This is a genomic window from Micromonospora coerulea, from assembly GCF_016598485.1.
In the GTDB taxonomy this organism is placed as follows: domain Bacteria; phylum Actinomycetota; class Actinomycetes; order Mycobacteriales; family Micromonosporaceae; genus Micromonospora; species Micromonospora coerulea.
The window spans coordinates 31,245-44,790 of the sequence record NZ_JAEMUW010000007.1 but is presented as its reverse complement, the minus strand read 5'-3'; the positions used below and the strand labels follow the sequence as shown (position 1 = coordinate 44,790).

Below are 13,546 nucleotides of genomic sequence, written 5' to 3'. Positions count from 1 at the left end.
GAGGATGCACCCTCCACTCGCGGGATGCAACTCCCGGAATTGGCGGTTGCACTCCGTACTGACGCGACCTGCGGATCTTGTCGTGACAGACTCGGAGGGTGACCGCCAGTCCCACCGTCCGCCGCCGCCGCATCGCCCGGGAACTCCGCCAGCTGCGCGAACGCGCAGGGATGACCCTCGATGTGGCCGCGCGCCAGTTGGACATGTCCAAGAGCAACCTCTCTCGCATCGAGAACGCGCAGATCGGCATCAAGCCCCGCGACGTGCGCGCCGCGCTCGCGCTCTACCAGGTGACCGGCGCCGATGCCGAGGCGCTGATCGAAATAGCCCGGGGCGCGCAGCAGCGCGGCTGGTGGCAGAGCTACAGCGACGTCCTGCCGGAATGGTTCGAGTTCTACGTCGGGCTGGAGGCCGAGGCGGCCACCCTGCGCACGTACGAGGCCGAGTCGGTGCCGGGGCTGCTGCAGACCGAGGCGTACGCCCGGGAGATCTACCGGATCACCGCCGGCGAGGACGCCATCGAGCGCAAGGTCGCCGCCCGGCTGCGCCGCCAGGACGTGCTGCACCGGGAGGCCCCGGTGCGGCTGTCGGTGGTGCTCAACGAGGCGGTGCTGCTGCGCGCGGTCGGCGGTCCGGCCGTGATGGCCGCTCAGATCAGCCACATGGCACGACTCGCTCAACTACCAAACGTAACCATTCACGTGCTTCCATTCAATGCCGGCGGACATCCGGCGATGAGCACCCCGTACGTCATCCTCGGTTTCGCCGACGCCGCCGACGCCTCCGTGGTTTACCTGGAAAACCTCACGATGGGACTGGCTCTGGAGGACGTTGCTCACGTGCACGGGTATAGCCTGCTGCATGAGGAGCTGTGCCGGATGGCACTCGATCCGGCGGCGTCGTTGACCCGCCTGGAGGACGCTTCTCGTAACTTTGCGTGACCGCTCGGCGGCGCGCCGACGGAAGACGAGAGGTACCGGATGACCGCGCTCGACCTGTCCCGGGCGGACTGGCGCACCAGCACGCGCAGCAGTGGCAACGGCAACTGCGTGGAGGTCGCCGCGGTGAGCGGTCGGATCGCCGTACGGGACAGCAAGGACCGCGGCGGTCCGGCGCTGGTGTTCCCGCCCACCGCCTGGGCGGCCTTCGTCACCGGCGTGGACGGGGTGCGCCCGGACTGAGCCCCGGGTGCGAGAGTGGGACCGTGCTCTCCGACGTACCCCTCGACCTGCCCGTCCGGCCGGTGCTCCCGGCGCTGGTCCGGGCGCTGCGGTCGGCCGGCGACGCGGTTCTCGTCGCGCCGCCCGGCACCGGCAAGACCACCCTGGCGCCGCTCGCGGTGGCCGACGAGGTCGGCGGCCGGGTGTTGATCGCGCAGCCCCGCCGGGTCGCCGCGCGGGCCGCCGCCCGTCGGATGGCCGGCCTGCTCGGCGAGCGGGTGGGCGAGCGGATCGGGTACGCGGTGCGCGGCGAGCGCCGGGTCGGCCCGGCGACCCGGATCGAGGTGGTCACCACCGGCCTGCTGCTGCGCCGGCTGCACCGCGACCCGGAGCTGCCCGGGGTCGGCGCGGTACTCCTCGACGAGTGCCACGAGCGGCAGCTCGACGCCGACCTGGCGCTGGCCTTCGCGGTGGAGGCCCGCGGCACGCTCCGCCCCGACCTGTGGCTGCTGGCCATGTCGGCCACCCCGCAGGCGGACCGCTTCGCCGCGCTGCTGGGCGGCGCCGGACGGCCCGCGCCCGTGCTCCGGGCGGAGGCCGCGCTGCACCCGGTAACCCGGGTCTGGGCGCCGCCGCCCCGGCCGGTCGCCGCGCCCGGCGCGGGCCGGGTCGACCCGGCCCTGCTCGACCACGTGGCGGCGACCGTCCGGCGGGCGCTGCGCGAGCGGGACGGGGACGTGCTGGTGTTCCTGCCCGGGGCCGGGGAGATCGCCGCGGTCACCGGACGGCTGGCCGACCTGCGGGATTCGATCGCGCTGCTGCCGCTGCACGGCCGGCTGCCCGGGGCGGCGCAGGACGCGGCGCTGCGTCCTGCCGACCGGCGACGGGTGGTGCTGTCGACCGCGGTGGCGGAGAGCAGCCTGACCGTGCCCGGGGTCCGGGTAGTGGTGGACGCGGGGTTGAGCCGGGTGGCCCGCACCGACCTGGCCCGTGGGCTGGGCGCACTGGTGACCGTTCCGGTGTCCCGGGCGGCGGCGACCCAGCGGGCCGGCCGGGCCGGCCGGGAGGCACCGGGGGCGGTCTACCGGTGCTGGTCGGAGGCGACGCACGCCAGGCTGGCCGCGCAACCGGAGCCGGAGATCGCCACCGCCGATCTGACCGGCTTCGCGCTGGAGCTGGCCGCCTGGGGCGACCCGGACGGCACCGGGCTCGCCCTGCCCGACCCCCCGCCGCCGGCCGCGATGGCGGTCGCCCGGGAGACCCTCACCGCCCTCGGTGCGGTCGACGCGGACGGCCGGATCACCGCCCGGGGCCGGGTCATCGCGTCGGTCGGCGCGCATCCCCGGCTGGCCCGGGCGTTGCTCGACGGGGCGGCGAAGGTGGGCGCGGACCGGGCCGCCGAGGTGGTCGCGCTCCTCGCCGAGGAGACCGTGGCAGGCCCGGGCGACGACCTGACGGCCGCCTGGCGCCGGCTGCGCACGAACGCCGATCCGGCCGCCACCGCCCGCTGGCGCGCCGAGGTACGCCGGCTCCGCGGCGCCCTGCCCGAGGCAACACCGACCGGCGGTTCGCGGGGGGCCACGAGGACGCTCGACCGGCTGCCCGACGACCTGGCGGCCGGGCTGCTGGTGGGGCTGGCGTACCCGGAACGGCTGGCCCGGGCGCGGCGACCCGGCGGGTCGGCGTACCTGATGGCGGGCGGCACGGCGGCGGAGCTGGCGCCCGGGTCGGGGCTGGCCGGGACGGCGTGGCTGGCGGTGGCGGTGGCCGACCGCTCCCCCGGCGCGCCGGCCGCCCGGGTGCGGCTCGCCGCACCGGTGGACGAAGCGACCGCGCGCGAGGCGGGCGGCTCGCTGCTGCGCACCGAGCGGGAGGTGGGCTGGTCCGGCGGCGACGTGGTGGCCCGGGAGGTGGTCCGGCTCGGCGCGGTCGAGCTGGTCGACCGGCCCCTCGCGGCGCCGGCGCCGGAGCTGGTCGCCGCGGCGGTGCTGACCGGGCTGCGCCAGGGCGGGCTGGGGCTGCTGAGCTGGACGCCGACGGCGACCGCGCTGCGCGAACGCCTGGCCTTCTGCCGGCAGGCGCTCGGCGACGGGTGGCCGGACGTGACGGACGCGGCGCTGCTGGCCGAGGCGCCGCGCTGGCTCGGTCCGGAGCTGGCCCGGGCCCGCCGCCGGGCCGACCTGGCCCGGGTCGACGTTGCGTCGGCGCTGCGCCGGCTGCTGGACTGGCGGCAGGCCGCCCGGCTGGACGAGGTGGCCCCGGAGCGGCTGGCCGTGCCGAGCGGCTCGCGGATCCGGGTGGACTACGCCGACCCCGCCGCACCGGTGCTGGCGGTCAAGCTTCAGGAGACCTTCGGCTGGCAGGACGCGCCCCGGATCGCCGACGGCCGGGTGCCGGTGCTGCTGCACCTGCTCTCCCCCGCCGGTCGGCCGGTCGCGGTCACCGCCGACCTGGCGTCGTTCTGGCGGTCCGGCTACCCACAGGTCCGCGCGGAGCTGCGGGGGCGCTACCCACGGCACCCGTGGCCGGAGGACCCGACCAGCGCCGAGCCCACCCGCCGCGCCGCGCCCCGGCGGCGCTGAGCCGGCTACTCGTCGACGATGTCGGCGATCAGCGCGGTGACGTTGTCCGGGCCGCCGGCCCGCAGGGCCAGGTCGATCAGCTGGCGGGCGCACGCCTCCCGGTCGGGCTGGCCGGCCAGCACCTCGGCGAGGGTGTCCGGACGCACGACATTGGACAGGCCGTCGCTGCACAGCAGCCAGCGGTCGCCCGCCCAGGGCACCATCGTCGCGTACGACGGGGAGACGTCGTCGCCCTGGAGGGCCTGGGTGACCACCGCCCGGCGCGGATGGCTGCTGGCCTGGTCGGCGGTGATCACGCCCTGGTCGACGAGCATCTGCACGAAGGTGTCGTCTCGGGTGACCTGCTTGAGCACGCCGTCGCGGAACAGGTAGGCCCGGGAGTCGCCGATGTGGGCCAGGGCCAGGCAGCTGCCGGTGCGGGCGAAGAGCAGCGCGGTCAGCGTGGTGCCCATGCCCTGGCGTTCCGGATCCTCCTCCACCGCCTGGCGGATCCGCGCGGTGGCCAGCTCGATCCCGCTCTGCAGGGCGGCGACCAGCGCGTCCTCCGGGGTCTCGACGTCCAGTGGCCCGACCGCGTCGATCGCGATCCGGCTGGCCAGGTCACCGGCCGCCATGCCTCCCATGCCGTCGGCGACCGCGACGAGCCAGCTGCCGGCGTGGAGCGCGTCCTGGTTCCCGCTGCGGATCAGCCCACGGTCGCTCGCCCCCACGGAACGAAGCTTCAGGGTCATGGGAGGCAGCCTGCCAGGCGGAGGGCGCAGTTGTCTCTAGGAGATCAGGAAGCGGGCTGCGTGGCGCGGTGAATCTCACTGTCCCCCGCGCCAGCCACCGCCCGATCAGGTCATCGCGCGCTGCGGTTGTCAGCGGAGCGCCGGGGGCCTGCCGCTGGCCCGCCCGGCGGGGTGCCGCCGGGCGCCGCAACTCGAACAGGACCGCTACGCGGGCCGCCGCGCCGCCCGCCAGTGATCGGCCGCCAGCATCGCCAGCAGTACGCCGATCACCGCGCAGAGGTGCAGGGCCGCGCTCCCCGCCGTGCCGACCGGGATGGTGGCCAGGGTGGCGACGGCGGCGGTCAGCCGGTTCCGCCAGGAGCCGACCGAAAGGACTCGCAGGCCGACGGCGATGCCGCCGAGGAACAGGGCGACGCCGCCGGAGAGCGCCACTGCAGTCGCCGGCTCCACCGCCGCCCCGGGGTGCGCGACGGTGTCATGGATACCGGCGGCGGTGACGACGATGCCGAGCAGCAGGAGGACGTGCGCGAAGAGGTAGACCGGGGCGGCGAGTCTCGTCCGCAGCCCCGGCTCGGCGGCCGCCAGCACCCGGCTCGCCGCCGAGGTGTTCGAGAAGTAGGTCCACCACATGGCGGCGGGCACGGCCAGGGCCAGCAGGACCGCGACCGCGGTCCCCGCCGTGAGGTGCGCCCCCCGCAGACCCAGCCCGATCGCCACGACGGACTCGCCGAGCGCCACGATCACCAGCAGGTTGTGCCGCTCGACGAAGTGCTCCGCATTGAGGTGGAACAACCCGGCCCGGCCCACCCAGGACCATCTCGGCAGCAGGTACGGCATGACGGTCTGGAGCAGGAAGGCCAACCCCCACAGCAGGTAGGCCCAGGAACTCCCGACGAAGCCGGCCACGAGGATGAGCAGCGCCGACCCGAGGTTGTACGGCGCCAGAAGCACGGCAAAGCGGATGTCGAACTGCGCGAACAGGGCGAAGTGGACGCAGGCCACCAGGAGGTAACCGAGGCCGAAGAAGACTGCGGTCCCGGTGACGGCGTCCGGTAGCCCCACCGCGGTCAGCAGGAACCCGGCCATCCCCGCGAGAAGCAGCACCTTCTGGTACGGCAGCCGCGGTGGCACCTGGTTGGTGAGCCAGGCGTAACCGGTGTACATGAACCACAGCACTGCGAAGATCAAGGCCACCCGGCCGAAGGCCGCCAGGGAGAGGTCCGCCTCCAGTATCTGCGTGAGCTGGAGCAGGGTGAGGACGAAGACGACGTCGAAGAAGATCTCGACCGGCGCCACCCGGCCCGCGGGGCTGGTGTCCGCCCTGCGCCAACGGACCGGGACCATGCCCTGAACCTAACGGCGGCAGTGCCCGTCGGGAGGCCGGTCGCCGATGCCGCTGACACGGCAGGTCCGCTTCCACTGCACGCCCGGTAGGTTCGGGGCCGGACGTACCCGCCGGGAGGAAACCGTGGCCTACCTGTTCCTGCTGGCCGCCATCAGCGCCGAGGTGATCGGCACCAGCCTGCTGAAGGCGACGGACGGCTTCACCCGGCTCTGGCCCACGGTCGGCCTGGTGGTGGCGTACCTGTCGGCCTTCGGCCTGCTCGCCCTGGTGGTACGCGACATCCCCGTCGGCGTCGCGTACGCGGTGTGGTCGGGGCTGGGCACGGCGGCGATCGTGGCCATCGGTGCGGTTTTCCTCGGCGAACCGCTCAGCGTCACCAAGGTGATCGGCGCCGGCCTGGTGATCGCCGGAGTCGTCGTCCTCAACCTCGGCGGCGCGCACTGACCCGACGGGCCGGCCCACCGAATGCGGTGGACGCGGCCGCTCGCGTACGTGCCGGCGTGCGGGTCAACTGGCGGGACGGCGCATGGCCACCCGGTCGGCGGGGTCCAGGCCGATCGCCACCTCGGCGGCCAGCACGTCGATCAGGCCGGGGGTGATCTCGGTCGACGGCAGCTCTCGAAAGCCGCAACGGGCGTAGTACGGTCCGTTCCACGGCACGCTCCGGAACGTGGTCAGCGTCAACGCCGGCAGCCCCCGACCGGCAGCCCAGGCCGCCACGTGATCGAGCAGCCCTCGCCCGATGCCCCGGCGGGCGTACGACGGATTGACGCTGAGCTGCTGGACGTGGGCGCAGCCGTCGACCAGGTCGGCCACCGCGAACGCGACCGGCCGGTCCGCGACGTCGACCGCCACCCAGGCCCGGCCCGCCTCCTGGCATCCGGCGAGGACGTCCAGCGGCAGCGATGGCATGTCCGCGATTTCGGCCATGCCGATCTCCCGGAACGGGTTGCCGGAGGCCACCTCGATCTGCTGCAGCCTGGTCATTTCGTCCGCCCGTGCCGGCCGTACCGGGATCCGCTCGATGGTCCCCGACCCAACCAGGTCGGCCCTGGTGCGGCGAGCGGATTTCGCCCGCTCCGCTGTGACCGGCGTCGCGTCGTCGTGGCGCACCGGCGCGGGGTGGCCGTCCTAGGGTCGGTGGCATGGCCGTCGCCCCAGCTCGACCCCCGGTTGGGCGCGGCCGCGCCTGGTCGGCCGTGTCGCCGATCCCGCCGCCCGGGCGGCTGCGCACCCTGTCCCTGGCCACCCTGGCGAACACCGTCGGCTCGGGCCTCTGGCTGACCGGCGCGGCCCTCTACCTCACCCGGGACGTGGGGCTCTCTCCCGCCCAGGTCGGCGCCGGGCTCACCGTCGCCGGGCTGGTGGGGCTGACCGCCAGCGTGCCACTCGGCGGCCTCGCCGACCGGCGGGACCCGCGGACGCTGCGGGCGGTCCTGCAACTGGGCCAGGCGGTGGTAGCGGCGTCGTACCTGCTGGTGGGGTCGTTCCCGGTGTTCCTCGCGGCGGCGGTGCTCGACGCGCTGCTCACCTCCGGCAACCTGGCGGTGCGCGCCGCCCTGGTCGCCGCCGTCGGCGGTCCCGAGGGACGGGTACACGCCTTCGCCACGCTGCGGGCGGTGGCGAACCTGGGCATCGCGGTGGGTGCGGGACTGGCCGGGATCGCGCTGGCCGCGGAGACGCATGTGGCGTACCAGATCCTGGTGGTCGGCAACTCGGTCACCTATCTGCTGTCGGCGGCGCTGCTGCTGCGGCTGCCGGCCTACCCGCCGACCCCGCGCGACCCGGCGGCCGTCCCGCGCCGGGGGCGGGCGCTGCGCGACGGGCGGTTCCTCGCGGTCAGCGGGGCGTCGGCGCTGCTCGCCCTGCACTGGACGGTGCTGACCCTGGTCGTGCCACTGTGGGCGGTGCGCCGCGCGGATGCGCCACCGTCGGTGGTATCGGCGGTGCTGCTGACCAACACGGTGCTCACCGTGCTGCTGGCGGTGCGGCTCGGTCGGGGCGCGGACGACGCCGGCCGGGCCGCCCGCAAGATGCGCCGAGCCGGCCTGGTGCTGGCCGCGGCGATGCCGCTCTACGCCGCCAGCGCCGGACGGTCCGCCGTCACGGCGGTGGTGCTGCTGCTGGTGGCCACCGCCGTCTACAGCGTCGGGGACCTGTGGCACGGCACCGCCGGGGCGGGCCTGGCGTACGACCTGGCCCCACCGGACGCCATCGGCGCGTACCAGGGGGCGGATGGGCTGCTCGCCGGGCTGGCGCGGGCGGTCGGGCCGGGATTGCTGACCCTGGTGGTCCTCGGCGGCGGGGTGCCGGGCTGGCTGGGGCTGGCCGCGCTCTTCGCCGGGGTCGGCCTGGCCACGCCGAGGCTGACCAGGTGGGCGGTGTCCGCTCGGGCGGCGCCAGCGGCGGTGGCCGGGGAGCAGCCGTCCGATGATCGACCATCCGCGCCGGTGTAGCAGCATGGCCGGTATGACGGACCAGGAGATCTGCACCATCCGGCCGGGCGGCCCGGACGACGCGCCCGCCGTGCTGCGCCTGCTGGACAGCGCCACCGCCTGGCTGGTGGCGCGTGGCCGGACCGGCCAGTGGGGCACCGAGCCGGCGTCGACCGATCCGCGGCGGATCGCCCAGGCCGAGGCGTGGGCGGCCGGCGGCGGCCTGCACCTGGCGCTGCTGGGCGACGTCCCGGTCGGCGCACTGGTGGTTGGCGCGTCCACCGACTACGTGCCCGCGGCCACCGAGCCGGAGCTGTACGTCAACCTGCTGGTGACCGCCCGGGCGTACGCCGGCCTGGGCATCGGCGCGCGGCTGCTGGAGCACGCGGCCGAGCTGGCCCGCGCGCGGGGCGTGGGGCTGCTGCGGGTGGACTGCTACGGCGGTGACGACCGGGCGCTGGTCCGCTTCTACGAGGGCTGCGGTTTCACCGCCACCGACCCGTTCACGGTCGCGCGCCCGGGCCGGGAGCCGTGGCCCGGCCAGGTCCTCGCCCGCCGGCTCGACTGAGCGCGCACACGGAGACCGGCGGCGGACGCCCGGACGGTGCCCTCCGTCAGTCTCACGCCGGTGCGGCGGCCGGTCAGCCGATCTCCTCGTCGACGAAGCACCAGCGCCAGGTCTCCCCTGGCTGGACCGAGCGCATCACCGGGTGACCGGTGGACTCGAAGTGCTTCGTCGCGTGCTGCAACGGTGACGAGTCGCAGCAGCCGACGTGCCCGCAGGTCAGGCAGCCCCGCAGGTGCACCCAGTCGGGGTTGCCGACCGCCACGCAATCGGGGCACTCGTCGGTGGTCTTCGGTTCGGCCGTGGCCGGCTCGGCCAGATGCTGGCAGCTCATCGGTCATCCTCCCGCTCGGTCCGGCGGTTCACTCGTCGGCCTCCTGACGCAGCAACGACTCCTCCAGGTCCAGGTCGCGGTAGGCGCGCACCAGCACCTCCTCCGGGATCCTCCCGGAGTCGCGGGCGGCCCGGTACACCTCCCGCTCGGCGTCGATCATCTCCTGCCGAAGCCGACCGTACGCCTGCGACGGGGTCTCCCGCTCAGCGCCCCCCAGCCGTTCCCAGGCCAGGTTGGTGCGGCTCTGCACCAGCCCGCGCAGCCGCTCCACCACGGCCGGGGGCGCCCCGTCGGCGAGCGCGTCCAGGCGCTCCCGGGCGGCCCGGCTGGCCTCCTGCTGCACGGCCGCCGCGGAGAGCGCGTCCTGCACCGGGTCGTCCGCCGGCAGCCTGAGCCGCCGGGCGACGGCCGGCAGGGTCGCGCCCTGCGCGACCAGGGTCACCACGATCACCGCGAACGCCAGCCAGATGAACAGCTGCCGCGGGTACGGCCGCCCGCCGGCCAGGGTCAGCGGCAGGGCGAGCGCGGCGGCCAGGGTGACCACCCCGCGCATCCCGGCCCAGCCGAGGATGATCGGCACCTGCAACGGGGGTGCCGGGTCCCGGCGGCGGACCCGGGGCACCAGCCGGGCCAGGTAGGTGGCCGGGAAGAGCCAGACGAACCGGGTCAGGAAGACGGCGGCCAGCACCGCCGCGGTGATCCCGGCGAGGAAGCCGAAGGGCTCGTCCAGGTCCCGGACCACCTCCCGCAGTTGCAGGCCGACCAGCAGGAAGACCAGCCCTTCCAGCAGGAACCGGATCAGCCGCCAGAAGGCGGCGACCTGGAGCCGGGAGGCGGCCGACATCAGCAGCGGCAGCTTGTGGCCGATGCCCAGCCCGGTCACCACCACGGCGACCACCCCGGAGGCGTGGATCTCCTCGGCGGCGAAGACCACCGCGAACGGCACGATCAGCGACAGCGCGTTGTCCAGCACCGCGTCGGTGGTGTGCTTGTGCAGGTAGCCGAAGACGACCACGCCGAGCAGCCCGACCAGGATGCCGCCGCCGGTGGCGACCAGCACCTCGCGGGCCACGTAGTCGACCCCGACGCCACCGGTGGCCGCGATGGCCGCGGCGACCGCCACCCGCAGCAGCACCAGCGCGGTGGCGTCGTTGACCAGGCTCTCCCCCTCCAGGATCGTGACGATCCGGCGGGGCAGCCCGACCCGCCGGGCCACCGCGGTGGCGGCGACCGCGTCCGGCGGCGCCACCACCGCGCCGAGGGCCAGGCAGATCGAGTACGGCACCTCGGGCAGCAGCAAATGCACGACGGTGCCGACCACGAACGCGGTGAACAGCACCAGTCCCACCGCGAGCAGCAGGATCGACCGCAGGTTCAGCCGGAACGCCGGCACCGAGGTCTCCAGGGCCGCCACGTAGAGCAGCGGCGGCAGGATGCCCACCAGCACCAGTTCCGGGTTCAGCCGGACCTGCGGGAAGAACGGCAGGAAGGAGAGCGCGAGGCCGAGCACGACCAGCAGGATCGGCGCGAGCAGGCCCAGGCGGCGGGCCAGCGCCGCACCGAAGGTGGCGATCGCGAGGAAGACCACGACCTCGAACAGAGCTTCCATGGGGTACGAGCCTAGGGGTCGCGGTCGCGGGCGTCGCTCAGGCGGGCGTATGCAGCTTGGGCAGCACCTCGGCGCCGAAGGTGTCGATGAACGGCCGCTGCTCCTGCCCGACGTGGTGCAGGGCGATCTGGTCGAAGCCGAGCGCCACGTACTCCTCCAGCCAGCCGACGTGCCGGCCCAGGTCGGCGGAGACGTTGACGGTGGAGGTGACCTTCTCCAGCGGGACGTCCGCGCTGACCGTGTCGAAGTGCTCGGTCATCTCCAGGTCCCAGCAGACCGGCGGGGCGAAGACGTTGCTGCGCCACTGGTCGTACGCGATCGCCTCCGCCTCCGCCTGGTCGGGCGCCCAGCTGACGTGCGCCTGGAGGTGCAGCGGCCCCCGCCCGCCGGCCTCCCGGTACGCGTCGATCAGCTGGCGCAGGTGGTCGACGGGCGCGTTGACGGTGATCAGGCCGTCGGCCCACTCGGCGCACCAGCGGGCGGTGGCCACGCTGACCGCGGCGCCGATCAGGGCGGGTGGCTGCTCGGGGCGGGTCCACAGCTTCGCCCGGTCCACGGTGACCAGGCCGTCGTGGCTGACCTCCTCGCCGGCGAGCAGCGCCCGGATGACGTCGACGCACTCGCGCAGCCGGGCGTTGCGCAGCTCCTTGCGGGGCCAGCCGTCGCCGGTGATGTGCTCGTTGCTCGCCTCGCCGGTGCCCAGCGCCGCCCAGAACCGGCCCGGGTACATCGCGCCGAGGGTGCCGATGGCCTGCGCGATGATCGCCGGGTGGTAGCGCTGCCCGGGCGCGTTGACCACGCCGAAGGACAGGTTGGTGGCCTGGAGCGCCGCCCCGAGCCAGGACCAGGCGAAGCCGGAGTGGCCCTGCCGGGCGCTCCACGGGGAGAAGTGGTCCGACGACATGGCGGCGCCGAAGCCCGCCCGTTCGGCGTGTACCACCGCCTCCAGCAGCCGGGCGGGATGGATCTGCTCGTGGGACGCGTGGAAGCCGAACACCGTCATGGGCGCACCTCCTACCCATGACGGTGTCCGACCAATCGCGACTACTCGGCGTGCGCGCCCGCCCCGGCCGAGGCGGCGCCCTCCCCCACCCAGACGGTCTTGGTGTTGCAGAACTCCCGCATGCCGATGGCGGACAGCTCCCGGCCGTAGCCGGAGTTCTTCACGCCGCCGAACGGCAGCTCCGGAAAGGACGTGGTCATCCCGTTGATGAAGACGTTGCCGGCGTCCAGGTCGGTGGCGAAGCGCTCCTGCTCGGCCGGGTCCATCGTCCAGGCGTTGGAGCCCAGGCCGAACGTGGTGCCGTTGGCCACCTCGATCGCCTCCTCGTACGACGAGACCCGGTACAGCCCGGCGACCGGGCCGAAGACCTCCTCCGACCACATCCGCATCTGCGGGGTCAGGTCGGTGACCACGGTCGGCGGGTAGTACCAGCCGTCACCGGCGGGCTTCTCGCCGCCGCAGAGCAGGGTGGCGCCGTGGTCCACGGCGTCCCGCACCTGGGCGTGTATCTCGTCGCGGCCACGCTCGCTGGCGAGTGGGCCGACGTCGGTGCTCTCGTCCATCGGGTCGCCGACCTTCAGGGCCGCCATGTTGGCGGCGAACTTCTCCGCGAAGGCGTCGAACACGTCGGTGTGCACGATGAACCGCTTCGCCGCGATGCAGGACTGGCCGTTGTTCTGGCAGCGGGCGGTGGTGGCCACCTCGGCGGCCCGGTCCAGGTCGGCCGAGGGCATCACCACGAACGGGTCGCTGCCGCCGAGCTCCAGCACCGTCTTCTTCAGCTCCCGGCCGGCGATCTGCCCGATCGAGCGGCCGGCGCTCTCGCTGCCGGTCAGCGTGGCGGCGCGGACCCGGGGGTCGCTGAGGATCCGGTCGACGGCCTCCGAGCCGACCAGCAGGGTGGTGAAGGCGCCCTCCGGGAAGCCGGCCCGGCGGAACACGTCCTCCAGGTAGAGCGCGGTCTGCGGCACGTTGGAGGCGTGCTTGAGCAGACCGGTGTTGCCGGCCATGAGGGCCGGCGCGGCGAACCGCATCACCTGCCACAGCGGGAAGTTCCAGGGCATCACGGCGAGCACCGGGCCGATCGGCTGGTGGCGGACGACGGCCCGCTTCGCCTTCACCGCCTGCGCGTCGGCGGGCTCGTCGGCGAGCATCCGCTCGGCGTTGGCGGCGTAGAACCGGCAGGCGGTGGCGCACTTGGTCACCTCCGCCTGCGCCGCGGCGTACGTCTTGCCCATCTCGGTGGTCATCAGCCGGGCGGTGTCGTCGCGTTCGGCGTCGAGCAGGTCGGCGGCGGCGTTCATCCACTGCGCCCGCTGGGCGACGGTGGTGCGGTGCAGGTCCCGGAAGGCGAGGTCGGCGCGCTCGATGGCGGCGCCGACCTGCTCGTCCGACATCGGCTCGTACGTCTTGAGCACCTGTCCGGTGGCGGGGTTGGTGGTGGCGATGGGCATCTCGTACTCCTGTCACTCGAACAGCGAGTGCCGCGCGCCCGGCTCCTCGCGGCGGCGGGCCGCGCGTCGGCGCTGGATGACGACCAGGTCGACCACGGCCACGACGGCGAGGACCGCGCAGACCACGCCCAGCCAGGTCACGCCGGCCCAGAACGCCAGGACCGCGAAGACGGTCATGCTGATCAGGCCGAACAGGGCAAGCGCGAGCCGGAGGTTCAGCGCGCTGTACGCGTGGCCGACCGTGCCGCGGGCACGCCGGGGCTGCGATCTCGTCATCCCTGCGGGCTACCCCGGCAGGGGCTCCGCTAACCAGCCGACGCACCGGCAG

At 74.5% G+C, this 13,546-nt stretch carries 14 protein-coding genes; 6 read left to right on the top strand and 8 right to left on the bottom strand.

Annotated features, from left to right (window positions below):
* Positions 1–98 precede the first annotated feature (98 nt).
* From I8N68_RS11520 to hrpB, 3 genes are read left to right on the top strand one after another with little or no spacing between them, the layout of a single operon-like run.
* Entirely contained in the window at positions 99–941 is an 843-nt protein-coding gene (locus tag I8N68_RS11520) for a helix-turn-helix domain-containing protein (RefSeq protein WP_200209908.1), read from the top strand.
* A 39-nt stretch (positions 942–980) separates the two neighbouring features.
* The gene (locus I8N68_RS11515; RefSeq protein ID WP_200209907.1) at positions 981–1,181 is read left to right on the top strand and encodes a DUF397 domain-containing protein; all 201 of its coding nucleotides are present in this window, start codon (positions 981–983) and stop codon (positions 1,179–1,181) included.
* A 23-nt stretch (positions 1,182–1,204) separates the two neighbouring features.
* Complete coding sequence (gene hrpB, locus I8N68_RS11510) at positions 1,205–3,742, top strand: ATP-dependent helicase HrpB (RefSeq protein WP_200209906.1); 2,538 nt, start codon at positions 1,205–1,207, stop codon at positions 3,740–3,742.
* A 5-nt stretch (positions 3,743–3,747) separates the two neighbouring features.
* On the opposite strand, the gene I8N68_RS11505 is transcribed toward hrpB, so the two are convergent.
* Positions 3,748–4,473, bottom strand: coding sequence for a PP2C family protein-serine/threonine phosphatase (locus I8N68_RS11505; RefSeq protein WP_200209905.1), 726 nt, complete (start codon positions 4,471–4,473; stop codon positions 3,748–3,750).
* 204 nt (positions 4,474–4,677) lie between these two features.
* Positions 4,678–5,817 (bottom strand): low temperature requirement protein A, encoded by a 1,140-nt coding sequence (locus I8N68_RS11500; protein WP_200209904.1) that lies wholly within the window; start codon positions 5,815–5,817, stop codon positions 4,678–4,680.
* A gap of 124 nt (positions 5,818–5,941) precedes the next feature.
* Here I8N68_RS11500 and I8N68_RS11495 point away from each other — a divergent pair, with 124 nt between their 5' ends.
* Positions 5,942–6,262: a DMT family transporter gene (locus I8N68_RS11495; protein WP_200210102.1), complete on the top strand. Its 321-nt coding sequence runs from the start codon at positions 5,942–5,944 to the stop codon at positions 6,260–6,262.
* A gap of 63 nt (positions 6,263–6,325) precedes the next feature.
* Here the strand turns inward: I8N68_RS11495 and I8N68_RS11490 are convergent, their stop codons facing one another.
* A complete protein-coding gene (locus I8N68_RS11490; RefSeq protein WP_200209903.1) occupies positions 6,326–6,805 on the bottom strand; it encodes a GNAT family N-acetyltransferase in 480 nt (159 codons plus the stop codon).
* A 158-nt stretch (positions 6,806–6,963) separates the two neighbouring features.
* Here I8N68_RS11490 and I8N68_RS11485 point away from each other — a divergent pair, with 158 nt between their 5' ends.
* Positions 6,964–8,274 carry an MFS transporter gene (locus I8N68_RS11485; RefSeq protein WP_200209902.1) on the top strand — a complete coding sequence of 437 codons (1,311 nt, stop codon included), beginning with the start codon at positions 6,964–6,966 and terminating at the stop codon, positions 8,272–8,274.
* Positions 8,275–8,287: 13 nt separating this feature from the next.
* Positions 8,288–8,821, top strand: coding sequence for a GNAT family N-acetyltransferase (locus I8N68_RS11480; RefSeq protein WP_200209901.1), 534 nt, complete (start codon positions 8,288–8,290; stop codon positions 8,819–8,821).
* Between the two features lie 73 nt (positions 8,822–8,894).
* Here the strand turns inward: I8N68_RS11480 and I8N68_RS11475 are convergent, their stop codons facing one another.
* Genes I8N68_RS11475 through I8N68_RS11455 form a run of 5 tightly spaced genes read right to left on the bottom strand, consistent with a single transcriptional unit; the run spans position 8,895 to position 13,494 of the window.
* The gene (locus I8N68_RS11475) at positions 8,895–9,152 is read right to left on the bottom strand and encodes a UBP-type zinc finger domain-containing protein (protein ID WP_200209900.1); all 258 of its coding nucleotides are present in this window, start codon (positions 9,150–9,152) and stop codon (positions 8,895–8,897) included.
* A 28-nt stretch (positions 9,153–9,180) separates the two neighbouring features.
* Positions 9,181–10,761: a Na+/H+ antiporter gene (locus tag I8N68_RS11470; RefSeq protein ID WP_200209899.1), complete on the bottom strand. Its 1,581-nt coding sequence runs from the start codon at positions 10,759–10,761 to the stop codon at positions 9,181–9,183.
* Positions 10,762–10,798: 37 nt separating this feature from the next.
* The gene (locus tag I8N68_RS11465) at positions 10,799–11,764 is read right to left on the bottom strand and encodes a TIGR03885 family FMN-dependent LLM class oxidoreductase (protein ID WP_200209898.1); all 966 of its coding nucleotides are present in this window, start codon (positions 11,762–11,764) and stop codon (positions 10,799–10,801) included.
* A gap of 41 nt (positions 11,765–11,805) precedes the next feature.
* Positions 11,806–13,218 carry an NADP-dependent succinic semialdehyde dehydrogenase gene (locus tag I8N68_RS11460; protein ID WP_200209897.1) on the bottom strand — a complete coding sequence of 471 codons (1,413 nt, stop codon included), beginning with the start codon at positions 13,216–13,218 and terminating at the stop codon, positions 11,806–11,808.
* A 12-nt stretch (positions 13,219–13,230) separates the two neighbouring features.
* Positions 13,231–13,494, bottom strand: coding sequence for a DUF6343 family protein (locus I8N68_RS11455; RefSeq protein WP_200209896.1), 264 nt, complete (start codon positions 13,492–13,494; stop codon positions 13,231–13,233).
* Between the last annotated feature and the right edge of the window lie 52 nt (positions 13,495–13,546).

Bases quoted from the DNA above. Each gene is read 5' to 3' on its own strand.
- I8N68_RS11455 (WP_200209896.1), bottom strand. From the start codon at position 13,494: ATGACGAGATCGCAGCCCCGGCGTGCCCGCGGCACGGTCGGCCACGCG.
- I8N68_RS11490 (WP_200209903.1), bottom strand. From the start codon at position 6,805: ATGACCAGGCTGCAGCAGATCGAGGTGGCCTCCGGCAACCCGTTCCGG.
- I8N68_RS11460 (WP_200209897.1), bottom strand. From the start codon at position 13,218: ATGCCCATCGCCACCACCAACCCCGCCACCGGACAGGTGCTCAAGACG.
- I8N68_RS11515 (WP_200209907.1), top strand. From the start codon at position 981: ATGACCGCGCTCGACCTGTCCCGGGCGGACTGGCGCACCAGCACGCGC.
- I8N68_RS11465 (WP_200209898.1), bottom strand. From the start codon at position 11,764: ATGACGGTGTTCGGCTTCCACGCGTCCCACGAGCAGATCCATCCCGCC.
- I8N68_RS11485 (WP_200209902.1), top strand. From the start codon at position 6,964: ATGGCCGTCGCCCCAGCTCGACCCCCGGTTGGGCGCGGCCGCGCCTGG.
- I8N68_RS11480 (WP_200209901.1), top strand. From the start codon at position 8,288: ATGACGGACCAGGAGATCTGCACCATCCGGCCGGGCGGCCCGGACGAC.
- I8N68_RS11475 (WP_200209900.1), bottom strand. From the start codon at position 9,152: ATGAGCTGCCAGCATCTGGCCGAGCCGGCCACGGCCGAACCGAAGACC.
- I8N68_RS11500 (WP_200209904.1), bottom strand. From the start codon at position 5,817: ATGGTCCCGGTCCGTTGGCGCAGGGCGGACACCAGCCCCGCGGGCCGG.
- I8N68_RS11470 (WP_200209899.1), bottom strand. From the start codon at position 10,761: ATGGAAGCTCTGTTCGAGGTCGTGGTCTTCCTCGCGATCGCCACCTTC.
- I8N68_RS11505 (WP_200209905.1), bottom strand. From the start codon at position 4,473: ATGACCCTGAAGCTTCGTTCCGTGGGGGCGAGCGACCGTGGGCTGATC.